The sequence below is a fragment of the Nocardioides sp. NPDC101246 genome, from assembly GCF_044767415.1.
Lineage (GTDB): Bacteria > Actinomycetota > Actinomycetes > Propionibacteriales > Nocardioidaceae > Nocardioides.
The window spans coordinates 75,203-101,105 of sequence record NZ_JBIWNX010000005.1; the positions used below are offsets into that span (position 1 = coordinate 75,203).

At 69.5% G+C, this 25,903-nt stretch carries 26 protein-coding genes; 8 read left to right on the forward strand and 18 right to left on the reverse strand.

Annotated elements, in window-relative coordinates; genetic code table 11:
- Positions 1-164: 164 nt before the first annotated feature.
- From uvrB to ACIRON_RS10465, 7 genes are all read right to left on the reverse strand, one after another.
- Complete coding sequence (uvrB, locus tag ACIRON_RS10435; protein ID WP_402992257.1) at positions 165-2,306, reverse strand: excinuclease ABC subunit UvrB; 2,142 nt, start codon at positions 2,304-2,306, stop codon at positions 165-167.
- A gap of 10 nt (positions 2,307-2,316) precedes the next feature.
- Positions 2,317-3,906, reverse strand: a complete 1,590-nt coding sequence (locus ACIRON_RS10440) for a phospholipid carrier-dependent glycosyltransferase (RefSeq protein WP_402992258.1) — start codon at positions 3,904-3,906, stop codon at positions 2,317-2,319.
- Positions 3,907-4,008: 102 nt separating this feature from the next.
- Positions 4,009-5,178: a sulfotransferase family protein gene (locus tag ACIRON_RS10445; protein ID WP_402992259.1), complete on the reverse strand. Its 1,170-nt coding sequence runs from the start codon at positions 5,176-5,178 to the stop codon at positions 4,009-4,011.
- Entirely contained in the window at positions 5,171-5,965 is a 795-nt protein-coding gene (locus ACIRON_RS10450) for an SDR family oxidoreductase (protein WP_402992260.1), read from the reverse strand. Before ACIRON_RS10450 ends, ACIRON_RS10445 begins: the two co-directional genes overlap by 8 nt.
- A 40-nt stretch (positions 5,966-6,005) precedes the next feature.
- Positions 6,006-8,369 (reverse strand): protein kinase, encoded by a 2,364-nt coding sequence (locus ACIRON_RS10455; protein ID WP_402992261.1) that lies wholly within the window; start codon positions 8,367-8,369, stop codon positions 6,006-6,008.
- 79 nt (positions 8,370-8,448) lie between these two features.
- Positions 8,449-9,615 carry a hypothetical protein gene (locus tag ACIRON_RS10460; protein ID WP_402992262.1) on the reverse strand — a complete coding sequence of 389 codons (1,167 nt, stop codon included), beginning with the start codon at positions 9,613-9,615 and terminating at the stop codon, positions 8,449-8,451.
- Positions 9,612-10,496 carry a TIGR03619 family F420-dependent LLM class oxidoreductase gene (locus ACIRON_RS10465; protein ID WP_402992263.1) on the reverse strand — a complete coding sequence of 295 codons (885 nt, stop codon included), beginning with the start codon at positions 10,494-10,496 and terminating at the stop codon, positions 9,612-9,614. Before ACIRON_RS10465 ends, ACIRON_RS10460 begins: the two co-directional genes overlap by 4 nt.
- 47 nt (positions 10,497-10,543) lie before the next feature.
- Between ACIRON_RS10465 and ACIRON_RS10470 the strand changes: the two genes are divergently transcribed.
- Entirely contained in the window at positions 10,544-11,029 is a 486-nt protein-coding gene (locus ACIRON_RS10470) for a nitroreductase/quinone reductase family protein (protein WP_402992264.1), read from the forward strand.
- An 11-nt stretch (positions 11,030-11,040) separates the two neighbouring features.
- Positions 11,041-11,466: a nuclear transport factor 2 family protein gene (locus ACIRON_RS10475; protein ID WP_402992265.1), complete on the forward strand. Its 426-nt coding sequence runs from the start codon at positions 11,041-11,043 to the stop codon at positions 11,464-11,466.
- A 3-nt stretch (positions 11,467-11,469) separates the two neighbouring features.
- Here ACIRON_RS10475 and ACIRON_RS10480 read toward each other — a convergent pair whose 3' ends face one another.
- Positions 11,470-11,859 carry a winged helix-turn-helix transcriptional regulator gene (locus tag ACIRON_RS10480; RefSeq protein ID WP_402992266.1) on the reverse strand — a complete coding sequence of 130 codons (390 nt, stop codon included), beginning with the start codon at positions 11,857-11,859 and terminating at the stop codon, positions 11,470-11,472.
- Between the two features lie 77 nt (positions 11,860-11,936).
- Between ACIRON_RS10480 and ACIRON_RS10485 the strand changes: the two genes are divergently transcribed.
- A complete protein-coding gene (locus ACIRON_RS10485; RefSeq protein ID WP_402992267.1) occupies positions 11,937-12,653 on the forward strand; it encodes an SDR family NAD(P)-dependent oxidoreductase in 717 nt (238 codons plus the stop codon).
- Here ACIRON_RS10485 and ACIRON_RS10490 read toward each other — a convergent pair.
- The 8 genes from ACIRON_RS10490 to ACIRON_RS10525 all read right to left on the reverse strand — a co-directional run bounded on the left by ACIRON_RS10490 (position 12,637) and on the right by ACIRON_RS10525 (position 18,819).
- A complete protein-coding gene (locus ACIRON_RS10490; RefSeq protein WP_402992268.1) occupies positions 12,637-12,954 on the reverse strand; it encodes a hypothetical protein in 318 nt (105 codons plus the stop codon). The genes ACIRON_RS10485 and ACIRON_RS10490 overlap by 17 nt on opposite strands.
- Positions 12,951-13,721, reverse strand: a complete 771-nt coding sequence (locus tag ACIRON_RS10495; protein ID WP_402992269.1) for a class I SAM-dependent methyltransferase — start codon at positions 13,719-13,721, stop codon at positions 12,951-12,953. The genes ACIRON_RS10490 and ACIRON_RS10495 overlap by 4 nt, the downstream gene beginning before the upstream one ends.
- Before the next feature lie 137 nt (positions 13,722-13,858).
- Complete coding sequence (locus ACIRON_RS10500) at positions 13,859-14,599, reverse strand: class I SAM-dependent DNA methyltransferase (protein WP_402992270.1); 741 nt, start codon at positions 14,597-14,599, stop codon at positions 13,859-13,861.
- 49 nt (positions 14,600-14,648) lie between these two features.
- Positions 14,649-15,419 (reverse strand): 3-oxoadipate enol-lactonase, encoded by a 771-nt coding sequence (gene pcaD, locus ACIRON_RS10505; protein WP_402992271.1) that lies wholly within the window; start codon positions 15,417-15,419, stop codon positions 14,649-14,651.
- Between the two features lie 135 nt (positions 15,420-15,554).
- On the reverse strand, positions 15,555-16,136 hold the full coding sequence (locus ACIRON_RS10510) for a hypothetical protein (protein ID WP_402992272.1): 582 nt from the start codon (positions 16,134-16,136) through the stop codon (positions 15,555-15,557).
- A gap of 151 nt (positions 16,137-16,287) precedes the next feature.
- Positions 16,288-17,355, reverse strand: a complete 1,068-nt coding sequence (locus tag ACIRON_RS10515; RefSeq protein ID WP_402992273.1) for a 2Fe-2S iron-sulfur cluster-binding protein — start codon at positions 17,353-17,355, stop codon at positions 16,288-16,290.
- Positions 17,345-17,650: a hypothetical protein gene (locus tag ACIRON_RS10520; protein WP_402992274.1), complete on the reverse strand. Its 306-nt coding sequence runs from the start codon at positions 17,648-17,650 to the stop codon at positions 17,345-17,347. The genes ACIRON_RS10515 and ACIRON_RS10520 overlap by 11 nt, the downstream gene beginning before the upstream one ends.
- On the reverse strand, positions 17,650-18,819 hold the full coding sequence (locus ACIRON_RS10525; RefSeq protein ID WP_402992275.1) for a Rieske 2Fe-2S domain-containing protein: 1,170 nt from the start codon (positions 18,817-18,819) through the stop codon (positions 17,650-17,652). Before ACIRON_RS10525 ends, ACIRON_RS10520 begins: the two co-directional genes overlap by 1 nt.
- An 88-nt stretch (positions 18,820-18,907) precedes the next feature.
- Between ACIRON_RS10525 and ACIRON_RS10530 the strand changes: the two genes are divergently transcribed.
- The 4 genes from ACIRON_RS10530 (at position 18,908) to ACIRON_RS10545 (ending at position 23,914) form a co-directional block, all read left to right on the forward strand.
- Positions 18,908-20,110, forward strand: coding sequence for an acyl-CoA dehydrogenase family protein (locus tag ACIRON_RS10530; protein WP_402992276.1), 1,203 nt, complete (start codon positions 18,908-18,910; stop codon positions 20,108-20,110).
- 74 nt (positions 20,111-20,184) lie between these two features.
- Positions 20,185-21,261 carry an acyl-CoA dehydrogenase family protein gene (locus ACIRON_RS10535; RefSeq protein WP_402992277.1) on the forward strand — a complete coding sequence of 359 codons (1,077 nt, stop codon included), beginning with the start codon at positions 20,185-20,187 and terminating at the stop codon, positions 21,259-21,261.
- 569 nt (positions 21,262-21,830) lie between these two features.
- Complete coding sequence (locus ACIRON_RS10540; RefSeq protein WP_402992278.1) at positions 21,831-23,072, forward strand: DUF222 domain-containing protein; 1,242 nt, start codon at positions 21,831-21,833, stop codon at positions 23,070-23,072.
- A gap of 131 nt (positions 23,073-23,203) precedes the next feature.
- Complete coding sequence (locus ACIRON_RS10545) at positions 23,204-23,914, forward strand: hypothetical protein (protein WP_402992279.1); 711 nt, start codon at positions 23,204-23,206, stop codon at positions 23,912-23,914.
- 17 nt (positions 23,915-23,931) lie between these two features.
- Here the strand turns inward: ACIRON_RS10545 and ACIRON_RS10550 are convergent, their stop codons facing one another.
- Positions 23,932-24,282 (reverse strand): hypothetical protein, encoded by a 351-nt coding sequence (locus ACIRON_RS10550; protein WP_402992280.1) that lies wholly within the window; start codon positions 24,280-24,282, stop codon positions 23,932-23,934.
- Between the two features lie 178 nt (positions 24,283-24,460).
- On the opposite strand from ACIRON_RS10550, the gene ACIRON_RS10555 reads away from it, so the two are divergent.
- Positions 24,461-24,973, forward strand: a complete 513-nt coding sequence (locus ACIRON_RS10555; protein WP_402992281.1) for a hypothetical protein — start codon at positions 24,461-24,463, stop codon at positions 24,971-24,973.
- A gap of 4 nt (positions 24,974-24,977) precedes the next feature.
- Here ACIRON_RS10555 and ACIRON_RS10560 read toward each other — a convergent pair whose 3' ends face one another.
- On the reverse strand, positions 24,978-25,799 hold the full coding sequence (locus ACIRON_RS10560) for an alpha/beta fold hydrolase (RefSeq protein ID WP_402992282.1): 822 nt from the start codon (positions 25,797-25,799) through the stop codon (positions 24,978-24,980).
- Positions 25,800-25,903 lie beyond the last annotated feature (104 nt).

Consider the following 25,903-nt stretch of genomic DNA (forward strand, 5'->3'; position numbering starts at 1 on the left):
TCGTCGGGGGTCGGCATAAACCCAGGAGGCGCCTTCGGCGCGAAGGGGCTTACGCCGACCCCCTCCTCACTTCGTCGCTTGGCGCTCGCTTCGCTCGCGCCTTGCTCCCGCGCTCGTCGGGAGACCGCTTTCGACCTCGTTCCTCGGTCGAGCGGTCTCCCTCCTCACTTGGTCGCCTCCATCATCTGGCGGAGCTCCTTCTTGAGGTCGGAGATCTCGTCGCGGAGGCGGGCGGCGACCTCGAACTGGAGCTCGGCGGCGGCACCCTTCATCTGCTCGGTGAGGTCGCCGATGAGCTGAGCCAGATCGGAGGAGGGGAGGCCGACGAGGCCGCGTTCGCGGGCCTCGCGAGCGGCGTCGCCAAGCATCGGGGTGGGCGACTTGGCGGCGGTCTTGCCCGCGCGTCCCTTGGCCTCGGTGCCGGCCCAGGTGTTGAGCAGCTCCTGGGTGCTCTCCTCCTCGCGGGCGAGCATGTCGGTGATGTCGGCGATCCGCTTGCGCAGCGGCTGCGGGTCGATGCCGTTGGCCTCGTTGTAGGCCTTCTGGATCGCGCGGCGGCGGTTGGTCTCCTCGATCGCCGACTCCATGGAGGGGGTGATCTTGTCGGCGTACATGTGCACCTGGCCGGAGACGTTTCGGGCCGCACGGCCGATGGTCTGGATCAGCGACTTGTCCGAGCGCAGGAAGCCTTCCTTGTCGGCGTCGAGGATCGAGACCAGCGACACCTCGGGGAGGTCGAGACCCTCGCGGAGCAGGTTGATGCCGACCAGGACGTCGTACTCCCCCAGCCGCAGGTCGCGGAGCAGCTCGATCCGCTTGAGCGTGTCGACCTCGGAGTGGAGATAGCGCGTGCGGATCCCGGCATCGAGGAGATAGTCGGTGAGGTCCTCGGACATCTTCTTGGTGAGCGTGGTGACCAGGACGCGCTCGTTCTTGGCGACCCGGTCGTTGATCTCGCCGATCAGGTCGTCGATCTGGCCCTTGGTCTGCTTGATGATCACCTCGGGGTCGATCAGGCCGGTCGGGCGGATGATCTGCTCGACCACATCGGGTTCGCCGCCGCCGCGACTGACCAGGTCCAGCTCGTAATTGCCCGGCGTCGCGGAGAGGTAGACCGTCTGGCCGATCCGCTCCAGGAACTCCTCCCACTTCAGCGGCCGGTTGTCCTGGGCGCTGGGCAGCCGGAAGCCGTGCTCGACCAGGTTGCGCTTGCGGGACATGTCTCCCTCGTACATCCCGCCGACCTGCGGGACCGCGACGTGGGACTCGTCGACGACGAGGACGAAGTCCTCGGGGAAGTAGTCGAGCAGGCAGTTGGGCGCCGAGCCGCGCTCACGGCCGTCGATGTGCATCGAGTAGTTCTCGATCCCGGAGCAGGACCCGACCTGGCGCATCATCTCGATGTCGTAGGTCGTACGCATCCGCAGCCGCTGCGCCTCGAGCATCTTGCCCTGCTTCTCGAAGGTGCTCAGCTGCTGGTCGAGCTCGGCCTCGATGCCGTCGATCGCGCGCTCCATGCGCTCGGGGCCGGCGACGTAGTGGGTCGCCGGGAAGACGTAGAGCTCCTGATCCTCGGTGATCACCTCGCCGGTGACGGCGTGCAGCGTCATCAGCCGCTCGATCTCGTCGCCGAAGAACTCGATCCGGACCGCGTGCTCCTCGTAGACCGGGAAGATCTCCAGGGTGTCGCCACGCACCCGGAACGTGCCTCGGGTGAAGGAGAGGTCGTTGCGGGTGTACTGGATCTCCACCAGCCTCCGCAGGATCGAGTCGCGGTCGTGCTCCTCCCCCACCCGCAGCCGGATCATCCGGTCGACGTACTCCTGCGGGGTGCCGAGACCGTAGATGCAGGAGACGGTCGAGACCACGATCACGTCGCGCCTGGTCAGCAGCGAGTTGGTGGCCGAGTGGCGCAGCCGCTCGACCTCCTCGTTGATCGAGGAGTCCTTCTCGATGTAGGTGTCGGTCTGGGGGACGTACGCCTCTGGCTGGTAGTAGTCGTAGTAGGAGACGAAGTATTCGACCGCGTTGTCCGGGAAGAGCTGGCGCAGCTCGTTGGCGAACTGCGCGGCGAGGGTCTTGTTCGGCTGCAGCACGAGCAGCGGCCGCTGCAGCTGCTCGGCGGTCCAGGCGACGGTCGCCGTCTTTCCGGTGCCGGTCGCGCCGAGCAGGACGACGTCTTTGACGCCGTCCTGGATCCGTTTGGTGATCTCCGCGATCGCCGCCGGTTGGTCGCCCGAGGGCTGGTAGTCGGAGACCACCTTGAACGGGGCGACACGACGCTCGAGATCGGTGACAGGACGCATGTCTCCAAGGCTACGCGGCACCACCGACAGTTTCGGGTGCCGTTAGTTCCCTGCGTCCGGACGAGGCTCGCTTCAGCGCGGACGGACCCCAGACCAGCGGCAGCACCACTGCGGCGAACGCACAGATCGCGCCGACCCCCAGGACCAGGTACGGCACCGGCCGGATCTCGGGAAGCATCACATCGGCCCCCAGCCGGACCTGCGTGCGCACCCAGGTGGCGAAGGTGGCGGCCGCCATCCCCACGAGGAACGCCGAGATGAGCGCTGCCGCGATCTCCTCACGCCGGCGGATCTCGCCCCACGGCACCGCGTCGACGATGGCCAGGAGGCCGACGGCCAGCACGATCGCAACCAGCGGGATGATCGTCAACAGGTAGCGCTCGTGCGGGTTGCCGCCGCCGGAGCGGAACTGGGCGAGGTTGACGACGATCACGAACGCGTGCGCGATCAGCACGAGCAGACCGACGGTCGCCACCGACGGCACCCGGGGAGCACTGACCACCAGGCCCCGCTCGCGACCGTGGTCGCGCAGGCGCGCGACGACTCCCAGGGCCAACCCGAGCAGCGCGACGAAGGTGATCGTGTCGATGATCCAGTGCATCCCGGTGCCACGCAGCTGAAGCGGCACCCACAGATGGTCGTACCAGCTGTGCCAGAAGCGCGGCGCGGTCATCACCTCGAACCAGGTGTCGATCTGCACCCGCTCGTAACGCTCCAGGAGCGCCGAGCTCGCGGTCGCGTCGCCGTAGAGCACGATGTTGCGTACGTAGAACCAGCCGATCGCCATCCCGGGCACCCCAGTGGCGATCGCGGTCAGCCAGGTGGCCCGGAGGAAGCCCTTCCGGGTGCGGTCGCGGAGCAGCAGCGTCACCCCGAGCGCGGCCCCGCACATGATCACCGTGATCACGCCGGGCGCCTTCGTCGCGGCGGCCAGGGTTCCGGCGACCGCCATCACGATCATCCGGTTCCGGGTCACCCCGAGGCGGAGGATGCGCAGGGTCGCGAGCACGGTCAGCGACGAGGCCGCCACCGCGACGCTGTCGTTCATGATGAACCCCGCCGCGACCGCCAGCACCGCCGGCGAGGCCGTGATCGCGGTGGCGAGCATCGCTGCGGCCGGGCGCCGTGGGGTGACCTCGAAGGCGATCAGGCCGACCAGGAACACCAGCGCCCCGTACGCCAGAGCGCTCACCGCACGCATCCCCACGATCAGCACCTGCGGGTTCTCGAGCGCGTCGGCCAGGGCGACCCACGGCACGCCGAGGAGGTAGTAGAGCGGCGGATGGTTGGCGGTCCAGATCATCCGGTGGCGGTCGACCTCCTCCCGGTTCGCGCCGCGGGTGATCTGGGGGAAGCGCTCCCTGTCGTGCGCCACCGGCGTGTCGATCGTGGGCAGGTCGCCCGCGTGGAGCGAGATGGCGTACGACGCGTTCGGGCCTTCGTCACGCGCGTGGTACGACAGCGCCTGGGTGGTGGCGACGTAGAGGCTCATCGAGGCTGCGAAGGCGGCCAGCAGGGCGAGCACCGTGACCAGCCTGGCCGACGGCCTGGCCGGCGACTCCGTCGGCCCTGCGCTCAGCACCGCAGCGGCATGGCTCATCACATGGCTCCCCTGGTCGGACGGCGTCATGAGCCGCACCCAGGTGAGCTCGCGTCGAACCGTAGGACACCTTCTTGGAGCAGTGGTGGAGGCCGTGCGGAATCAGAGGGTGAACGCCTGGCGAACCTCGTCCTCCGTCAGCCCGTAGTCGGCCAGGCTGTAGTCGTGCTTGGGCCGGGCGCTCCCCGATCGGGACTCGGCGTCGATGCGGGAGACCTCGGCTCGGGCAGCGTCGCTCCAGGGGATGTCGAAGTGGGCGTAGATGTTCTCGACGGTGCCGACCGGGTCCTTGACGAACGCGCGGTAGTCGATGTCGAGGAACTGCGCCGCGTCGTACCTCTTCCGAGTCTCACCGAAGGAGCGCCACGAGCGGGAGAGCATCTCCAGCTGGGTCTTCCCGATCGTCTCCCCGACGAACGTGGTCGACATCCCCGCGGTGGCCTCGGCGGAGAGCGAGCAGCCCGAGGCCACCGAGACGACCGGGTCGCGGTGGGTGACCACCACGAGCGCGTCCGGGTAGACCTCCATCAGCGCCTCGAGCGCCACCAGGTGCGAGGGGTTCTTGAGCACCCACCGCTTCTCGGTGTCGTTGAGCCCGATGAGCTGCAGCGAACGGCGATGGACCTCGTACGCGTCTCGCCAGTCCTGCTTCGCCAGCCAGGCCGAGTAGCGCGGGACGTTGGCCAGCGACTCGAACGAGATCGACTTGCCGCTCTGCCGCAGCAGCCGCCAGCACTCCTCGACGCTGGTGGCGTCCATGTAGTGGATCCCCATGAACTCGGGGTTGGCGACATGGTGCTGTCGGTAGGCGCCCTGCAGGGCGTTGAAGACCGGGTCGTCCTCCCAGGTCTCGCGCGGAGGCCGCGGCTGGGGGAACTCGGTCAGCCAGGTCTCCAGGCCCTGGTGCGCCGGATCGGCGGCCAGGAGCCGGTGCAGCGCGGTGGTGCCGGTGCGGACGAGTCCGGTGACGAAGATCGGGCGCTCGATGCGTACGTCCTGGTGCTGGGGGAACTCCGCGAGCCGGGCCTGCGTCATCAGCCGGCCGACGAGGGCCGACTTCACCTGGGAGCGGTGGAAGTAGTTGCCGACCGGGGTCAGCCCGGCCTCGGGGCTCGCCAGGTCCTCCACGAGGAGCCGCAGCCCCTCCTCGTGGTCGGTCCCATTGAAGTCGCTCAGCCCGGTGGTGCGAGTGGCGGCGGCGCAGATGTCCTCGTACGTCCCGACATCCGACCGCTCGCGCGGCGCGCTCTCTTCCGGGCGCGCCTCAGTCATGGAACTCCCCGCAGTCCACGTTGAGCACGGTCCCGGTGACCGCGGAGGCGAGGTCGCTGGCCAGGAAGAGCGCCGCCCGGGCGACCTCCTCGGGGGTGGCGAGCCGCTTCAGGTCGGTCGGGGCGGCCTTCTCGTCGTAGACGTCCTGATGGGTCCGCCCGGACTCGGAGGCGATCCAGTCGAAGTAGGACTTGTTGACGTCCTCGTAGATGTAGGACGGCGCGACGGAGTTGACCCGGATGCCGCGCGGGCCGAGCTCGGTGGCCAGCGACGAGGACAGGTGCGCGAGAGCGCCCTTGGAGAGCTTGTAGCCCGCGAACTCCGGCTGGCTCTGGTAGAGCACCGCGGAGTTGATCATCACGATCGCGCCGCCCGGCTTGTCCGGCGTGGCCGCGAGCGCGTCGGCGAAGAGCGCCGAGAGCCGCAGCGGGGCGTACACGTTGGACTCCTGGGCCAGCCGGAGCGCGTCGAGCGGGATCTGGGTGAGCGGGTCCATCGGCGGGATGCCGAAGGCGTTGTTGAGGAGCACGTCGACGTGCCCGAACTCCTCCAGCGCGGCGTCGACCAGGTGCCGGCGCGCGTCCTCGTCGGTGATGTCGGTCGGCACCACCAGCGCACGGCGTCCGTGCTCCTCGATCACGCCGGCCATCTTCTGCAGTCGCTTCTCGGTGCGGCTGGCGAGCACCAGGTCGGCGCCCATCAGCGCAGCCTGCTCGCCCAGCGAGCGGCCGAGGCCGGGGCCGACCCCCGAGAGTACGACGACCTTGCCATCCAGGAGTCCAGTCATGGCGCCTAGACTAGAACGTGTTTCAGTTTTTTGTAAGGGGTCAGTCGGGAAGAGCGAATCTGGCGACCTCGTCGACCCATTCGGCGTACGCCCCGACCTCCTGCGGCACGTCCTGCGTCCGGACGAGATCGGCGAAGGCGCGGTGCACCCGGGACCAGTCGGCACACGAGCCGCACGTCGCCCGCCCGCACCCGGCCGTGTGCTCGCGGGCGACCTTCTCGAGGACCTTCCGGAACGTGGCGCCGTCATCGCCCTCCGCCAGCGCCTCGACCACGGCGCCGAGCACCTGCACGGCCTGGGCGGGGGCGCCGACCAGGATCGCCATCAGGACCCCGAGGGCGCGCAGCGCCGAGGGCTCCGCAGTGGTGCTCGCGACCGGCGCCGTACGCGCCAGCCGATAGAGCGTGAGCAGCTTCCTGGCGCCTCCGGGCGTCGCGCAGAACCGCGCCAGCTCGCTGGTGAACAGCGCCTCCCCCGGAGAGAGCTCGAAGCTCTCCACCACGACCTGGCGCCCGGACCGGTCGCCGGCGCCCGCGGCCAGCGCCGCCGGCCACGACGGCACCGCATGGCGCATCAGCGACCGCATGAACCGCACCGCCGGGTCGCCCGAGAAGGCCCGCAGCGCGAACGGCACGTCGAAGATCCGGGAGAGGTACGCGGCAGGCTCCGCCACCCGTCCCTCGAGCGATCGCCGCAGCATCTGCGCGTCCACGGCCGCGACGACCGCAACACCCTCCCGGCCGCCGAGCTCGTCGATCGCCTGCAGCACTCCGGCCGCCGTGGCCGGGTCGCACCTGTCCAGGTCGTCGACGTAGACGATGGTCCGGCTCGACTGCGGACCCGGCGGCGGACCGGGCGGCGCCGCCCGGAGCGCGGCCTCGTAGGCCGCGACCTCTCGATCCATCGCCGCCAGCGCCATGGTGGCGCCCATCGGCTGGGACCGGCGCTTGCCGCGCTGACCGTCGTCCTCGGTCACCCCGGCCAGCGCCGCCTGCAGCTCGGCCTTCCGCCGTTGCGCCGCCTGATGCTTCGCGACCAGCGGTGGCGGCTGGCTCCGCCCCGCACCTCGGACGCTGTCGAGCACCGCGCCGGCGACGTCCCCGTCGCTGTAGTGACGGGCGTCGATGCGTACGTGCCTGGTGCGGGTGGCATAGGCGGCGTCGTTCTCGCCCAGCCACTCGATGCGCTCCTCGACCTTGCGCATGAAGGTCGACCGGCCGCTCCTGGGCAGCCCCTGGACGGCCACCGTGATCGGCAGCTGGGTGTAGGCGGAGGCCAGCAGCCGGGCCATGCGGTCGACGTCGAACCGGTGGCCGAGGACGTCGTCGTCATGGTCGACCCACTCGGGTTCGACAACGGGGCTGGTGACAGGGCTGGCGACAGGGCTGGCGACAGGACCGGTGACGATCGGCACCTCGGCGGTGTCCCCCGCGTCCGACGACTCGGCCCGCTCCGGGACGGGGACCGGGTCCGGAGCCGCCTCGATCACAGGAACCGCAGAAGCCGCAAGAACCTCAGGAACCTCGGCGACCTCGTCCTCGGACCCCGGCTCGGGCATCTCGGCGAGCGGAGTGACCGGCAGCCCGATCTCCTCCTCGACCGCCCGGAGCGCCTTGGCGAAGTCGGCCGCGCTCCAGTGCCGAGCCGCGCGGCGCTTGAACATCGCCTTGCGCAGCGCCTCCTCGAACGAGGCCGGGATGTCGTCGCGGTCGATGGCCACCGGATCCTGCTCCCGAATCCGCTCCGACAGCGCCTCGGGGGCCTCCCGCGCCCCCTCGAACGGTGTACGTCCCGCCAGCAGCGTGTAACAGGTCGCTCCCAGGCTCCAGATGTCCGCCCAGGCGCTCGGCTCGGGTGGGTCCGAGAGCATCTCCGGCGCCATCCACGGCAGCGAGGTAGAGCCGGCGCCACCGGGACGCCCTGCCGAGGAGAGGCCGCCGAAGCCGACCAGCTGCGGCTCTCCGGCCGCGGTGAGCAGGATGTTCGCGGGCTTCACGTCGCCGTGCAGGATCCCGTGCCGGGCGGCGATGTCGAGTGCACCCGCGATCTTGATCGTGATGCTCAGCGCCTCGGCGACCGAGAGCCGTTCACCCTCCCAGGCGGGGCTCAGGTCTCCACCGGAGCGGTAGTCCATCACCACGAAGCTGCGGTCGTCGTCGGAGACGCCGACGGCGTGCAGGGGCAACACGTGCGGGTGGGCGGCGAGCTCGGCGACCTCCTTGGTCTCCCGGGCGAGTGCGTCCTGGGTCTCGCCGCTGAGCCGGTCCTTCCAGACCTTCACGACGACGTCCGCCTTCTCCTGGGACCACTCGTAGAGGAAGACGTCGGAGGACCCGCCGGCGCCGATCAGCCGGCGGTGCCGGAATCCCGGAATCGTCGGTGGCTCGAGGTGGGGGCTGGCCATGGGCGGCAATCATAGGGGCCGTACGCCATCGCGTCGCGACCCCTCCTCAGCTGGGTTCGAACTGCTCCGGGCCAACGCTTCAGCTGAGCATTCTGCGCGCAACTGCCCGCTGACGTGCGGCGATCCGCTCCGTATACCCCCCAGGGTTCAGTGTCTCGGTGTGCGGCAACAGGTCGGCCACGTCCGCCAGACCCACCTTGTGGACCACCGGTCCGTCGGCCGCGGTGAGGTCGCGTTCGAGCCGCTGCCAGCGCAGCATCAGCGAGCCGGTGCGGTGGCCGGTGGTCTCGAGCCAGTTGGCGATCGGCCTGCCGTCCAGCGGCGGGCGTTCCGAGATCACGAAGCGCATCACGCCGTCGGGGTCGGTGACCGCCTGGGCCTTGGTGAGGCTGGTCTGGTGGGTCTCGTAGTCGGTCGAGGCGTACCAGTCCGAGCCGACCTGGATGCCCTGGTAGGTGCAGTCGTCGCAGCGCGGCACCTCCACCACGAGCGCCTCGTCCTCGGCGAGCTCGTAGTGCCCGATCGAGGAGAACTGCGACTCCAGCCCGCCCGGTGTGCGGGCCGGGACGGTGAGGGTGTTGACCGGCTCCTTGTACTGGAAGAACTGGGGGAAGGCGAACCAGGTCTGGATCGAGCCGGTCAGCGACCGGGCGGCGACCTCGTACTTCTTCCGGAGCAGCTCCTGGGTGAGCGGTCGGCGCGGGCGGCCGAGGGTGTCGGGGCGCTCGATGGTGATCGAGCCACGCGTCTCGGTGTCCCAGTCGTTGAAGACCTCGCGCACGATCAGGGTCTTCGCGCCCGGCTCGGCCGTGTAGGTGAACTCGAAGGAACCGTCGTAGTCGAGCTGCAGCTTGCGGTCGTCGAAGGCCATCAGGCTGGTCGCCGCGGAGTCCGCGGTGTAGGCGCCACCCATGACCTGGAACGAGAGGTCGGCGCTGGTCCCGCGTCTACCCCGGACCACGTACTCGACACCCTCTCGCAGGTAGGCGTTGAAGTAGATGGCGTCGGGGTTGTCGAGGCCCTGCTTGGAGAACTGGTGGGTCGGGTTCACGAACAGCGGCTGCTCGAGGTCGTAGTCGAACGCGGTCTGCATCGCCATCCGGATCCGGCCGGAGAGGTACTCGTACCCCTCGAGCCGGTCGGCCTCGGTCCGGATGAACGGCGCGTTCGCGATCAGCTCCTCCGCCTCCGCGATCGCCTGCTGGAGCGGTTCGGTCAGGCCGTACGCCGCGCTCTGCTCGGTCACTGCCCAGCCTTCGCGATGATGTTCTCCGCGTACCACTCCAGGTGCTTGATCTTCTTCTCCAGCGGCTCGGCGTCGGCGCCCTTCACGTAGGGGTCGCGGAACCCGACGATGCAGTCGGTCACGCCCTTGTCCTCGAGCCGCTTGACCCCGTCGAGGTCGTACGCGTCGTAGCTGATCACGTGGACCTCGAAGTCGTCGCGGGTGTCACCCTCCTCGGCGCGGATCTCCTGGAGGCGCACCAGCAGGCGGTCGAGCTCCTCGCCGTCGCCGCCGGCGTGCATCCAGCCGTCGCCCTTGAGGACCGCGCGGCGAAGCGCCGCGTCGGCGTGACCACCCACGAGGAGCGGGATCTTCTCGGTCGGCGCGGGACGCTGCTGCAGCGGCGCGAACTCGTAGAACTCGCCGTCGTAGCCGAAGAAGTCACCGCTCGGGTCGGTCAGGCCGCGCAGGATGTCCATGCACTCGTCCATCCGCTTGCCGCGGCGCTTCCAGTCGACACCGAGGGCGGCGAAGTCCTCCGGCCACGGGGACAGCCCGACGCCGAGACCGAGCCGGTTGCCGGAGAGGAAGGCGAGGCTGGAGGCCTGCTTGGCGGCCAGCACCGGCGGGCGCACCGGGAGCTTGACCACGAACGGGGTCAGCCGCAGCGTCTCGGTCACCGCGAAGAGATGGGCGCACAGGATGAACGCCTCGATGAACTCCTTGCCCTGCAGGAACTCGCGGTCGCCGGTGTCGGTGTAGGGATAGGTGGAGTCGGACTCCTCGGGATAGATCAGGCTGTCGGCCACCGTCATGCTGGTGTAGCCGGCGGCCTCCGCCGCTTTCGCCAGCGGTGCGTAGTAGTCGGCCTGCGTCATTGCCTCGGCATAGGTGAAGCGCATGCGCCCAACACTAGAACGTGTTCTATGTTTCTGCCAGAGTGTTGACCATGTCTCCTTCGCTCGAGCGTCCCCCAGGCCTCGACTCGCCGCTGACGGCGAGGATCATCAAGTACGGCGCCCGGGCCAACGCCGCGCTGTTCAAGCTGACCAACGGCCGCGTCGGCGGTCGGTGGCGGGTGATGGCGGGCTGGCGCAAACCCGCGCCCGTCCTGCTGCTCGAGCACGTCGGGCGCAAGTCCGGCCGCACGTTCACCACTCCCCTGCTGTTCATGCGGTCAGGCTCCGAGCTGGTCGTGGTCGGCTCGCAGGGCGGGCTGCCGAAGGACCCGCAGTGGGTCGCCAACCTGCGCGCCCAGCCCGACGTCGCCGTCCGGGTCCCCCGCCGCGGGCGACGCCCCGTCCGCGCCCGCGTCGCCGATCCGGCCGAGCGGGCCGCGCTGTGGCCACGGCTGCTGGAGACGTACGCGGACTTCGAGACCTACCAGACCTGGACCGACCGGGAGATCCCGGTCATCGTCCTCTCACCTCGCTAGGAGCCTTGTCCATGGAGCTGCAGGAACTCATCGACCGCGCCGAGATCACCGACGCGCTCACCCGCTACACCCTGGCCGTCGACGACGGCGACTGGGATGCGCTCGACACCGTCTTCGCCGCCGACGCGACGATCGACTACTCCGAGTCCGGCGGCACCGTCGGCGAGGTCGCCGACGTCAAGAAGTGGCTCGCCGAGATGCTGCCCGCGTTCTCCAGCAAGCGGCTGCACACCATCGGCCAGGTCGCGATCACCTTCACCGAGGCGGGCGCGGAGGTCGTGGCGTACTTCGACAACCCGATGGTCATCGCCGACGGGTCCGGCGGCGAGCGGGTCGTCGAGGTCGGCGGCCGCTATCGGCACTCCTTCGTGCGTACGCCGCAGGGCTGGCGCTCCCGCCACCTCCACGAGGAGGTCTTCTGGACCCGCGGGTTCTGAGTCTCAGGCTGCCTGGCCCCGCACGACCCAGTCGGCGAGGCCGGCCAGGGGCACCAGCAGCTCGCGCCCGCGCTCGCTCAGCGCGTACTCCACGCCCGGCGGCACCGTCGGAAACACCGTTCGTACGACGATCCCGTCCTCCTCCAGGACCCGCAGCGTCCGGGTGAGCATGCGCTGGCTGATCCCCTCGACGCGGCGGCGCAGCTCGTTGTAGCGGTGCGGGCGCTCGGCCAGCATCATCACCACCAGCAGCGTCCACTTGTCACCGAGCATCTGCAGCGTCTGCGTGACCGGGCACGCCTCGTACTCCCCCGCCGGCACCTGCGCCGGCAACCCGGGCCCGAGCGCCTCGCTCACGATGTGCCGGGGCACATCGGTGTTCCCATCTGACATTGAAGTGCCTTCTTCCGCGATCGCCGCCGGGCGGCGAGGGTTGCTGACATCAGCAACCTATCCATGAGGGAGAAGAGATGAGCACGATCGCGGTCCTGGGCGTCGGCCCCGGCCTCGGCATGTCGGTGGCACAGCGGTTCGCCAAGGAGGGGTACGCCGTCGGCCTGGTCTCGCGCAGCGCCGAGCGCCACCCGGGCTACCTGGCTGCGCTGGAGGCGAGTGGCGTGCGGACCGTCGCAGTCGCCGCGGACCTGCGGGAGCCCGGCGCCATCGCCCGCGCTCTCGACGAGATCACCGCCGCGCTCGGCCCGGTCGACGTCGTCTACCACGGCCCCGGCGCCCACGACCTTCGCGCGCCGACCGTCGACATCCTCGAGACAAGCCCCGCGGACATCCGCCGTGCGACCGCCGAGATCGTCGAGCCGGCCGCCGAGCTCGCCGCCCTCGTCCTGCCCGCGATGGGCTCTCGCGGTCATGGATCCTTGGTGTACGTCTCCGGCCTCAGCGCCCTCGTCCCCATGCCCTTCCTGGGCCCCTACGCACCCGCCTCCGGCGCCCTGCGCGCCTACGCCCGCACCCTCGCCGCCGCGGTGGCCTCGGACGGCCTGGTCGTCGGCTCCCTCGTCGTCGGCGGCCTGATCGAGCGCGGCGACATCCACCAGATGCTCACCGGACCCGGCTCGCCGGCGCCCTACGCGACCCTCGATCCCGACGAGCTCGCCGACGCGGTCTGGCGCCTGGCTTCGGGGCTCGAGGACGAGATCGTCTTCGACGTGCTCACGCCGGAGCGGTGAACGAGACCGGCTTGCCGGTGGCGCGGGCATAGGCGATCTCCCTGCGCGTGGACTCACCGAGGTACCCGCCGGGGTTGACGACCAGGACCCGGTCCGCCAGGTCGATCTTGCGCAGGTGGAGATCGCCCAGCGCGGTCTTCTGCTCCTCGGTGATCTGTACGTCCGCCTCACCCGGTGCGACGACGATGGCCCCCGCCAACGTCAGATCACGGTTGGCCGCACGCATCTCGCCGGCGAATCGGACGGAGCCGCAGATGCAGACGATCTCGGGGCGGCCGGGCACAGCTGCTCCTTCGCTCATCGGACATCCGAGGCCGGCGCGCGAGCCACCAGCAGGTATCCGGCGCCATCGGCGTCGAACGTCGTGGTCTCGACGGTGAGCCCGACGCTCTGCAGCTCGGCGACGAGCTCCTCGTGGCGGTACGGCCAGAAGGACACCCGCTCCGCGCAGGTTCGGAGCGACCCGTCCGGCTCGACCTGCGTCACCGCGATCTCGAAGTGGTGCTCCTGCTCCCAGTCGGGCGCGACCTGGGTGTAGTAGGTGACCACCGCGTCACGGCCGTTGCGGCGGACCAGTCGATCGCGGATGTCGAGCCCAGAACCACGAGCGCGGACGACCTCCCAGGCGCGCGAGGTGAGGACGAGTGCTCCGCCAGGACGTAGAAGCCGAGCCATCGAGGCGAGCGCGGTCAGGCGCCCGGTTGCACCCTCGGCATGACCGAGGGAGTTGCCGACACAGAACACCAGATCGAAGCTCGAGGCATCGAAGTGATCCGACAGCTCCTCCCAGCTGACCTGCTGGGCTCTCAGAGAGACGCCGTGCTCGCCGGCGAGCTCTTCCGTCCGGCCGACCATCCCGGCGCTTGCATCCGTCGCCACGACGTCCAGGCCGAGGTCGGCGAGTCCGACCGCGAGCTGGCCCGTGCCACAGGCGCAGTCGAGGACACGTGCGTCGGACGGGAGCGATTCCACAAGATCGCCATACCTCGCCGCAGCGCCGGCGGGAGAGGCGAGGTCGTCGCGGATCAACCACTCGTACGCCTCGCACAGCGGGCCATAACCAGCCATCGCCGACCACCTCCATCACTCGCAGTGGGATGACCACCGCACCTGTCAGGGCTTGCCACCTGTCGTTCAGCAAACCAGACGTGAAGACCTCGACGCCACGAGGTTTCTGGGGCATCGGATATCGGGCCGGCTCCCGCTCAGAGCCCCTTCTCGAATCTGACGCGGGCAAGGAAGACGAGCTCCTTGCCCGGGCGATCAGGCGCATCGCGTACGTCCTCGACGGCGAAGCCGTGGGCGAGAAGGTCGCGCTCGATCTCGTCGCGCTCGCGGAAGCGGAGAGTGGACGTCGAGGTCAGGATCTCCTCGTCGATGGTGGTCGACCGTTCGAAGGTGACGAGCGGGAGGTCGACGACGGTGACCGTACCGCTGACGACCGCGGTCCGGCCGTCCGGCAGGGAGACCGTCGTCGGGGCGACGTCCCAGCCCTCCCAGTCTCGGACCTCCGGCCGACGGGTCTCGAAGACGAACCATCCGCCGGGGCGGAGGGCAGCACGGGCCGCGGCCAGCGTGGCGGACCAGTCCGCGTCGGAGACGAAGACCTGGGCGACGTTGCCGGTCATGACGACCATGTCGGCCTCGCCTGGATCACCGGCGAGCGCGGTCGCGTCGCCGGTGATCCAGGTGACGCGGTCGGCGTACGGCTTGGTGCGGGCGACCTCCACGGACGCGCCTGCCGGGTCGACGCCGACGACGGAGAGGCCGTCGCCCGCCAGGCGGACGGCGAGCGAGCCCGTGCCGCAGCCGAGATCGATGACGCGACGAGCCCCGATCTCCCGGGCGATCGCGACGTAGGCATCCAGGTCGGAGCGGTCGTCGTCGAAGACGTCGTAGAGCACGGCCTGACGAGGGTCGGCGAACGCGGCATCTGGTTCTCGCATCAGCGCCGAACCTAGCCAGGTCACGCCGTCGTGCGCACCTGGGTTTCGCTCACCTCGCCAGCAGGTGGTCGATGATCGCCGGGGTGATGGTCGCGGGCTGCTGCGCGTTGGCGAGGTGCGCGGAGTCACGGACGACCAGCACCCCACCGTCCTCGACCGCGTCGGCGATCGCCTCCAGGTGAGGCGGCGGGGTCGCCGGGTCGTCAGCGCCGGCGATGGCCAGAGTCGGAGCGGTGATCCCGGGGAGGTCGGCACGCAGGTCCATGGCCGCGATGACCTCGCAGCAGCCGGCGTAGCCCTCGGCCGGGGTGGCGGCGACCATCGCCTCGCAGGTGGCCCTGACGTCAGGGTTGGCCTCGAGGAAGCCGGGCGTGAACCAGCGGGCGACGACCGCCTCGGCGACGGCCTGGGTCCCCTGCGCCCGCACGGTCGCCGCCCGATCGAGCCAGGCGGAGGACGGGGTCAGCTGCGCCCCGGTGCACAGGACCACCAGACGCTCCACGCGCTCCGGGTTGCGGGCGGCGAGCCGCATACCGGTCATGCCCCCGAGCGAGAGGCCCACGAAGTGGGCCCGCTCGACGCCGAGGCGGTCCAGAAGGGCCACGACGTCGTCGGCGAGATCGTCGATCGAGTAGGGGCCGGGGCGTACCGGCGAGGCTCCGTGCCCGCGGGTGTCGTAGCGCACCACCCGGAAGTGCCGCTCGAGCTCGGCCAGGTTCTCGTCCCACATCGCGTGGGTGGCGCCCAGCGAGTTCGACAGGACCACCACGGGCCCGTCAGGCCGCCCCGTCACGACGTGGTGCACGTCCACCGCGTTCATGACACCACCCACTCGAGGCGGGCCGGGATGCGATGGTCTGCACGGATGACGTCCATGCCAGGAAATCTAGGATCGCCCGACCGATAATGGGAAGTATCGATTAGGCGCCTATTGATACGCCCCGTGTATCAACCCTCAGCCGAGGCCCGGGCGGGCGTGGAGCCCGCCGCCGGACTCGTAGAGCAGACCCTTGTCCTTGATGAGCTGACCGGCGGCGGCCAGGATCGGACTGTCACCCACGGCCGAGCCCGCCATCGAGGCGATCGCCTCGAACATCTTGATCGCGGCGTCGTCGACGGCCGGCCAGTTCCACTCCGCCGGAGCGGCGCCGATCGGCTCCACCGCGTGCCAACGGGTCGCACGGGCCTCCGCCATGGTGGTGAGGGTGCTCCAACCGAGGCCACCGATGCCGACGACGCCACCGAAGTTGAGGCCGATCAGGCCCCAGCCGTTGCACTGGTACTCGAAGGCCGAAGGACCGAACTCGGACTCGTCCAGCTCGACCCGGGTGATCACCGGCTCGGGGCCGGTGTTGGGGGCGTAGAGCTTGAACGCCGGCCGAGGCGCGAGCAGCGAGGCCGATGCCGTCGTGGTGATCTCGCTCAACGGCTGGCCAGGTGCCGAGTAGGCGTCGAAGACCCTGAAGCCGAGGTCGAGGGCATAGCCGACGACGAAGCGCCGGTCGTCCTGGGCTGCGTAGAAGTTGCGATTGAACACGTGTGGGGAGACCTCGCTAGAGCCCTACCTGTCACCCGACGTGCAACACGTCGAGGGACCCGGCGGGGATGTGGTTCGGGCAGCGCGACACTATCGCGCCGGATGCCGGGACCCGGCAACCGGTTGGTGATCTGTATCTCTCGCGAGTCCCTCAGGAGTACGTGCCGCGGACGGTGTCGGTGGTCGGCAGCGACTGGCAGCCCAGTCGGATCCCGTCGTCGAGGTCCTCCTGCTCGAGCACGTCGTTGCGCACCATCTTCACCTCACCCTCGAGCAGCCGGAACGCGCACGCCGAGCACTCACCCTCGCGACACGAGTAGGGCGCCTGGACGCCCTTCGCCTCGAGGAACTCGAGCATCGGGGTGCCCGGGTCCCAGTCGTCGTACGTCGTCGTGGTGCCATCGAGCTCGATCTCCAGCGTCACGGGCTGCTTGGTGACACCGTCCACGGCCTCGGCGGGCTCGACGACCTCCGCCTCGGCCTCCTCGACCGGAGCGACGTCGCCGAACGGGTTGCCGCCCAGGGAGGCGAACTTCTCCTGATGCCGCCGCGCCCGCGGGAACTCCAGCTCCTTGAGCGCGGCGATCGTCGCCTTCATGAACGGCGCCGGTCCACAGACGAAGGCGTCGTACGTCAGCCGGTCGGCCGCGAAGGCCTTGAGCTGCTCGCCGGTGGGCAGCCCCTGGACCGACTCGAGCCAGTGGACGACCTGGAGCCGGTCCGGATGCTCGGCGGCGAGCCGCGCCCACTCCTCGGCGAAGATCACCGAGCGCTCGTCACGGTTGGCGTAGAAGACCACGATCCGCCCCGTGCCCTCGCGGAGGGCCGTGCGCGCGATCGAGATGATCGGGGTGACGCCCGAACCGCCGGCGAAGAGCAGGAAGTCGGCGTCGATGTTGGCCGGTGTGAAGATTCCGCTTGGCGGAAGGACACGCAGCGTGTCACCGGGCTGGAGGTTGTCGCAGATCCAGTTCGACGCGTAGCCGTCCACAGTGCGCTTCACGGTCACAGTGAGCGGATCACCCGGCGCGCTGGAGAGCGAGTAGCACCGGGCCGCGAGCCCGTCGCGGTCGCTCGGCACCGCGACGGTCAGGAACTGGCCCGGCTTCGGCTGGAAGGCGTGCCGTACGTCCTCGGGCAGCTCGAAGACGATCGAGTGCGCTTCGGAAGTCTCCTTGATGATGTCGCTGACGGGCAGCAGGAAAGAGTCAGTAGCCATCTTCGGCTCCGATCTGGATCCGGCCGTCGGCGACGGCTGCTTCGATGGAGGCTGCCAGACGAGGGCAGCGGGCGTGGACGAGCCGCTCGCCGTTGGCTGCGGCCTTGCGGCGTACGAGATCCGGACACTGGGCCTGCGCCTCGGCCGTCCACTGGACGGAGGTCTGGTGCTCGCTGTTCTTCTTCACCCCGACGCAGGCGAGGCAGTCGAGGCACTCCACCTCGACCAAGCGGGCCTGGGTGTAGAGCCGCTGGTCCTCGAAGGTGTCCTGCGATGTCGGGACGAACGAGGCCATCAACTGACCCCTGCGTCGCTCGACTCAGGGCTCTCGGACTTTTCCGCCTCGATCCGGCGCAGGTTCTCGGCGACCTCCTCGTGCCAGAACTCGTTGGCCTTGGTGGTGTCGACCTCGAACTCGAAGCGGGCACGCATCTCCGGCTCGATGTCGGCGACGTCGACGTAGAACTGCTCGTACCAGCGGCGCAGCTGGTAGACCGGACCGTCCTCTTCGCAGAGCAACGGGTTCTGCACGGGAGCCTTGTTCTCCCAGATCGCCACGTCCTGGAGGAACCCATCACCGAACATGTCGGCATACTTCTTGCCGATGAAGTTGGCGGTCTTGTCGTCGAGACCCTCGGGCTTCTTGACGGTGATGCCGTACTGCAGCAGGAACGAGTCCGGGCCGGTCGGGATGTGGCAGTTGATCAGGATCACCTCGGTCACGAAGCCCTTGTAGTCGACCTCGAGCCAGTTGATCATGTACGCCGGGCCGTAGTAGGTCGCCTCGGACTTCAGGAACATGTCAGCGTCGCCGTAGCCGCCGGCGACGTCGGGACGCCCCTTGGACGCCATGTACTGCGTCGCGGTGTGGTCCTCGAACACGTTGCGGAAGTCGGTCGGGAAGGCGAAGTGCACGTAGTAGAAGTGCGCCATGTCGACCACGTTGTCGATCAGCTCGCGGCAGTGGCTGCCCTTGATCGGAACCGTGTTCCAGATCCAGTCGGTGTAGATCTCGCGGTTGCTGACGTCGGGCAGCTCCGGCGGCAGGATGTCGTGGTCGGCCTTCGAGCCCTCGGGGTCGTGCCAGATCAGCAGCGAGTCGTTGCGGATGACGGTCTCGTACGCCTTGGTGCGGGCGCGCAGCGGGACGCGGCGGGCGTAGGGGATCTGCTTGCAGCGGCCGTCGGCGCCCCAGCGCCAGTCGTGGAACGGACAGCCGACCTCGTCGCCCTTCACCGTGCCCTGGGTGAGGTCACCGCCCATGTGACGGCAGTAGCCGTCGAGCACGCCCAGCTCGCCCTTGGTGTTCTCCCAGACGACCAGCTTGCCGCCGAAGGCCTCGACGGCGTGGGGCTTGCCGTCCCTGAAGTCGCTGGCCAGGCCCAGACAGTGCCAACCGCGCGCGAAGCGCTCCGGCTGGGAGCCGTGGTCGAGCGTGCGGGTCTGGGTGGTGGGGTCGGCCATGGTCGTACCTTCCGCTGGGTCTTCTGGGGCGCGCAGGTCTAGCGCGCCAGGCCTGTTCAAAACGTAGAACCTGTTCTAGTTTTATCACATGCATGTGGCCTTGACACCCGCCCAGGAGCAACTTCGCTCAGAGCTCAACTCCTATTTCGCCCAATTGGTCACGCCGGAGCGCCGTGCCGCGCTCGCGCGGGCATCGGGCGAGTTCGGAGACGAGGCCGACAAGGAGGTCTACCTCTCGACCATCCGGCAGATCGGCGCGGACGGCTGGCTCGGGATCGGCTGGCCGAAGGAGTACGGCGGCCAGGACCGCTCCATGGTGGAGCAGCTGATCTTCACCGACGCCGCCGCGGTGGCCGGGGTGCCGATCCCCTATCTCACGCTCAACACGGTCGGTCCGACGATCATGCGGTTCGGGACCGACGAGCAGAAGGCGTACTTCCTGCCGAAGATCCTGGCCGGGGAGCTGCACTTCTCGATCGGCTACTCCGAGCCGGGCTCGGGGACGGACCTCGCCTCGCTGCAGACGAAGGCGGTGCTCGACGAAGGCACCGGCGAGTGGGTCATCAACGGCCAGAAGATGTGGACCTCGCTGATCCAGTATGCAGACTGGATCTGGCTCGCCTGCCGGACGGAACCGGAGGCGTCGCGCCACAAGGGCCTGTCGATGATCCTGGTGCCCACGTCGTCCTCGGGTTTCTCCTATACGCCGGTCCAGACCGTGGCCGGGGTGGGCACCTCGGCGACCTACTACTCCGACGTACGCGTACCTGCGTCGAACCTCGTCTCCTCGCGGGGCGGCGGCTGGGCGCTGATGACCAACCAGCTCAACCACGAGCGGGTCGCACTCACCTCCGCGGCGCCACTGGTCCACTCGATCGGGCTGGTGAAGGAGTGGGCGCGGACAACGGTCGCGCCTGACGGCAGCCGGGTGATCGACGCCGAGTGGGTCCAGCTGGCCCTCGGGCGAGCGCACGCTCGCATCGAGGCGCTCTCCCTGATCAACTGGAAGCTCGCCTCCGACGCCGACCACGGGGTCGCGCTCTCGCCGGCCGAAGCCTCGGCGACCAAGGTCTACGGCTCGGAGCTCGCCACCGAGGTCTACCGGACGCTCATGGAGATCGTCGGCCCGCACGCGGGCATCACCGCCGACTCCCCCGGCGCCGCGCTCGCCGGCCGCCTGGAGCGATTCCACCGCTCCTCGCTGGTGATGACCTTCGGCGGCGGCACGAACGAGATCCAGCGAGACATCATCGGGTACGTGGGCCTCGGCCTGCCTGCCGCCAAGCGCTGACCCATCCACCGGTCGGTCGAGCCGCGAGCGTCAGCGAGCGTGTCGAGACCAACACAGTCGATTGCGAGAACACCATGGACTTCTCCTTCACCACCGAATCCGACGACGCCGCCGAGCTCGCGGCCAAGATCATCGGCGACGCGACCGGCGTCGACCGGCTGCGTACGGTCGAGGCGGACGCCGGCGACCGCGGCCGCTTCGACACCGCTCTGTGGTCCGCCCTCGGCGAGGCCGGGCTGCTCGGGCTGCATCTGCCCGAGGCGTACGACGGCGCCGGGCTCGGGCTCGTCGAGCTGTGCCGCGTGCTCGTCGAGGCCGGACGCCGGGTCGCTCCGGTGCCGCTCGCGGTGCACGGGCCGTGTGGCCTCTTCCTCTCGGAGACCGCTGCGGACACCCTGGCCGGTGTCGCCGACGGCTCGCGGGTCCTGACGGCCGCGGTCGCCGAGGAGCACTCCCACCTGCCCGACTCCCCGACCGTCGTCGCCACGGGCGAGACGGTCACCGGCGTGAAGACGCTGGTCAGGGCCGGGATGATCGCCGACGCCTTCCTGGTGACCGCCTCGGAGCCGGACGGCACCGTCGGGGTCTTCCTGGTCGACGCCTCGGCCGAGGGCGTGGACCGCCATGCCCAGCACACCAGCGACGGCGACGTCACCGCGCTGGTCTCGTTCACCTCGGCCCCCGCTCGTCGGGTCGGGGACTCCGCTGCCGCCGACCGTCTCGGCTCGCTGTTGACCGTAGCCGCGGCCGCCGAGCTGTTGGGCATCACCGAGGGAGCCCTCGAGCTCACCTCGTCCTACGCCAAGACCCGGGAGCAGTTCGGCCGCGCCATCGGTACGTTCCAGGCCGTCTCTCAGCGGCTGGCCGACGGGTTCATCGACGTACTCGCCCAGAGGCTCACCCTCTGGCAGGCCGTCTGGCGGGTCTCCTCGGGACTCCCCGCCGACGACCAGGTCGCAGTCGCCAAGCTCTGGGCCGCAGACGCTGCCCACCGCCTCGCCCACACCACCGTCCACGTCCACGGCGGTGTCGGCATCGACCTCGACGGCGAGGCCCATCGCTACTTCACGACCGCGAAGCGATTCGAGTTCGTGTTCGGTGGGGCTACGGAGCAGGCGCTGCGGATCGGACGATCGCTGGCGGCGTCCTGATCCGCTTCTCCTTGAGGGGCCCCGGTAGTTGCCGGGGCCCCTTCTTTTGTGGCGTTTTTCTGTGCTGTATCGCGCCAGACGACATCGGTGTGCGATAGCGCGTTGGGGCAGTGCTGGCCGGCTCGCTCGCCGCGTTCGGGCGGGGATGTGGATGTGTGTCCGTTTGGTCTCGTGCTTGGGTTCCAGCGCGGGTGGGGCCAATACGGTGTCTGGGTTGGGAGATTTCGAACCAGGGTGTCTGGGCTGGGTGCCATTTGGCTGTCTTATGCGCCTTCCAGCAGCGGTCTGGGTTTGGTTGGGGATACCTGTCCCTGATTGGGTTCATTGGTTTTGCTTTGTGTGGTAGGCTCGGCGCAGGCGTAAACGTGATGGCCGACCACCTCGAAAGAGGCGTGCCCTTCCACTCGAGACACAACGGGGGTGGGGTAATCCAGGGGAACCAGGGGCGTGAACGCTGAGCTGCGAGGGTAAGTAATAGCCCGTACTGCCGGGCCTCCGAGACCAGCGAACCAGAACACATCCGCATGCGCGGGTGTGAAGAGTTCGTACGTCGGGAGGTGACCGCTTCGATGACCACGCTGCAACAACCACAGCATCCTGTGCTCTCGGCCGTGGTCGCGATCACCGGCATCCTCGATGGGGTCGCGGAAGCGAACCCGGTGTTTATCGCCACCGACCAGAAGGCCGCCACGCTGCTCGAGATCGCCCGGGCCAAGGCGCAGCTGGCCGAGCTCGAGCTCCGGGTGCTCGCCACCGCCGAGGACGTCGCGGCCGAGTCCGCGGCCCGGGATGTCGCGGCCTGGTTGCATCACCGCACCCACCAACGCCCCGAGACCCTGCGCGCCGACCTGCGACTCGCCGAGGCCCTCGACCGGAACTACAGCCGGGTGGCGGCCGCGATGCGCACCGGGGACTGCAACCGCGCCCAGGCCCACGTCATCGTCAACGCTCTCGACGACCTGCCCGCTGATCTCGACCCGGAGATCAAGATCATGGCCGAAGAAGCGCTGGTCGCCTACGCGACCCGGTTCGACCCCACCCAGCTCCGCCGCCTCGGCCGCCGCATCCTCGACGTCATCGCCCCCGAGATCGCCGAAGCCGAAGAAGCCCGCCGGCTCGCGGCCGAGGAAGCCCACGCCCGCAAGAAGACCCGCCTGGCGATGCGACGCCTCGGGGACGGCACCACCCGGATCACAGCAGTCATCCCGGATGCGGCCGCGGACCGGCTGGCCACCAACCTGGAGGCCTTCGCGTCACCGCGGCGTGATGACGGGACCCGCACCGAGACCGGCGAGTACCTGCCCTACGCCCGCCGCCTCGGACGCGCGCTGTGCCAGCTCCTCGAGACCCTCGACCCGGCCCGGCTCCCCATCCACGGCGGGGACGCGACCACGGTGATCGTCACCATCGACATCGACCAGCTCCGCAAAGAAGCCGGCATCGCCCAGATCCCCGGCGGCACGCCGATCACCGCCGCCGAAGCCCGACGGCTGGCCTGCACCGCCAACATCCTCCCCGCCGTCCTCGGCAGAGACTCCGAAGTCCTCGACCTCGGACGCAAGGAACGCTTCTTCACCGCCGCCCAACGCCGAGCCCTCCTCTTGAGATCAGCAACCTGCGAAGCCGAAGGCTGCGACATCCCCGGCACCTGGGCCGAAGCACACCACTGGATCGAATGGGCCCAAGGCGGCGCGACCGACCTCGAGAACGCCGCCCTGCTCTGCTCCCATCACCACCACCGCGCCCACGACCCGGAATACCTCCACGAACGCCTACCCAACGGCGACATCCGCTTCACCCGACGAACGTAGAGACCCCAGGACCACCTGGGATGCGCATCTTCAGAACGCCGGAGAAAAGCGCGTGCGGCGCAGTCGGATCTATGGAATCATCGCTCGCAATTGAGAGCAGTGCTCTCTTCGCATCCATCAAGGAGCCCGCAGTGACCACCCCACATGTCTACCCCGACCACCGAACCCGGATGGGCGCCATCGCACTGGCGATTGCCGGTCTCCTCTTCGCCGTCTACGAGATCGCAGCCCCGCGCGCTGACGAGACCACACTCGACGGCGCCGCTTCGTGGGCCTCCGCCGGCTGGAGCATTGCGCACATCAGCGCCATCGTCGGCCTCATCCTCATCCCGCTCGGCTATGGCGCGATCCGCGGCTTCCTCGACGGTACGCCTCAGGAGAGGACCGCACACCTCGCTGCCGTCATCGGCTACATCGGCTCCGGACTGACCATCTCCTACTACGGCGCCGAGGTCTACGGTCTCAAGGCCATCGGCGAGCGCGCCGTTGCCGACGGCGACGCCAGCCTGACCGACGTCGGCAACGACTTCCGCCTCGACCCGACCGCGATGACCGTCTTCGCGATCGGACTGCTACTCGTCGCAGTCGCCGCCGTGCTCGCCTCGATCGCGGTCTGGCGCTCGGGCTCCCTCCCCCGCTGGAGCGCCGTCCCGCTCGCCGCTCTCCTCGTCACCATGCTCCCCCAGTTCTTCCTCCCGCAGGCCGCGCGGATCGTCTGGGGCGTACTCGTCGCCGTCGCCGCCCTGTGGCTCGCCGCTGCGCTCTGGCGTGCTGCGGAGGGAGCCTCTCGGCCACAGGCGTCCAGGAAGGTCACGGTGCTCTCCTCGCCGACGGACGCCTGAGGAGCCGAGGGGCCGGCTCAGCCACCGACACACTCGTCGTTGTCGCCGCCGGAGTAGCAGGGCGGGGCGCGGTAGCCGTCGCCCTCCCGCTCCGGCGCCGGCAGATCCACCGCACCAGGGATGTAGCAGAGCACGAGGATCGCGGCACCGCCCACGACCAGCAGAACCTGCCAGAGGGTCCCGAGCATTCGGCGGTCGGGGTTGAGCATGTGGGCGGCGACGCCGCAGAGGAGCGCGACGAGCGCGATCGCACCCCAGACGCGGTAGGCGGTGATGTTCGACGGCTCGATCTGCGGCTGCTCGCCGAAGAAGACGAGATAGACATCCAGCCAGTTCGCGGCCAGCTTCGCGACGGCAAGGAGAGCCACGACGGATGAAAGGGCCGCAGTGACGGGATACCAGGGCACGCGCGTGATGCGCCAACGGACACTGGCCGGGCGGTCGAAAGCGAGCATGCCACGAGTCTCGCGGCGCCACCGCGTGGCGTGATGAGCCCGCGTACTCAACTCTTGACCTTCAGGTCGGTCGAAGCCCCAGCATCGAGGCATGACCGCGACCCCAGCTGTTGCTCCCACGATGGACGCCATCACCGCCGCAGTGACCCTCGGCCACGAAGGCCAGACCGCCAGAGCACGACAGGAGCTGCTCGCCATCTGGGAAGACCTCGGGGTGCTGGGCGATCCCCTTCACCGGTGCACGCTCGCCCACTACCTCGCCGACCTGCACCCCGAACCCGCCGAGGCACTCGTGTGGGACGTACGCGCCCTCGACGCAGCAGGCGCACTGACCGACGATCGGGCCGGCGAGCATCACGCCGGCCTCGCGGTCGCCGGCTTCTACCCGAGCCTGCACCTCAACATCGCCGACAACCTGCGCCGCCTGGGCGCCTTCGACGCAGCCGCCGAGCACATCGGCAAGGCCGATGAGCGCGCAGCGGCGCTGCCACCAGGAGCGTACGGAGACATGATCCGCGCCGGGATCGTTGGTGTCCGTGCAGCGATCGAGGCGCGTGACACCGCGCCGCGGGCGACCTCGCCGAGCGTCGGCAGCGCTGGCTGAGGGCTCAGGAGGCCTTGGCGATGGAGCCGAGGATCGCCGAGGCGGCGGCCTCGGGGGCCTTGGTGGGGATCCAGTGGCTGACCCCGGTCAGCTCGATGAACTCGTAGGGGCCGGTGACGAAGTCGTCGTTGCCCTCCAGCGCGGTCCGGCCGATCGCGACGTCGCCATCGCTCCACAGCATCGTCGTCGGGGCCGAGACCCGGCCGAAGCGCGGGGCCAGGGGAAGGGCTCGATACCAGCCCAGACCGCCGGGCAGCGCGCCGTAGTCGACGATCTCCTCGCGGAAGCGCTCGACGTCCTCCTCGTTCCAGCCGCTCCCCCGCATCATCCGCTCCATGCGGCCACCGCGCCCGGCGACCGCCTCGGGCAGGAACGGGATGTTGAAGAGCGCCATGTAGGCCGACTTCCGCAGCTGCGGGCCCTTCATCGACCGGGCGAACGCGACCGGGTGCGGCACCGACATCGCGGTCCAGCTCCGAACCAGGTCGGGCCGCTTCGCCGCCACTCCCCAACCGACCGCACTCCCCCAGTCATGACCGGCCAGGTGCACCGGCCGGCCGACCTCGTCGATGAGCGCCACCACGTCCTCGACCAGCCGGCCGGCTCCGTAGCCGAGACGGGTACGCGGCCGGGCGCCCGGCGAGTAGCCGCGCTGGTCCGGGGCGAGGGTGCGGAAGCCGGCCGCGTGCAGGATCGGTGACACCTCGCTCCAGCAGCTCGCCCGCTCCGGAAAGCCGTGCAGGAGCACGACCGGGTCACCGTCGCTCGGGCCCGAGTTGACCACGTCGAAGGTGAGTCCGTCACGTACGTAGCTCGAGATCGTCACGCGTCCATCCTGTCAGTCCTCACCCGCCTCTGGGCGGGTTGTCGGGTGCGATAGCGGCGCCAGCGACCATGGTGTGCGATAGCGCGCTGAGGTAAGGCGACGAG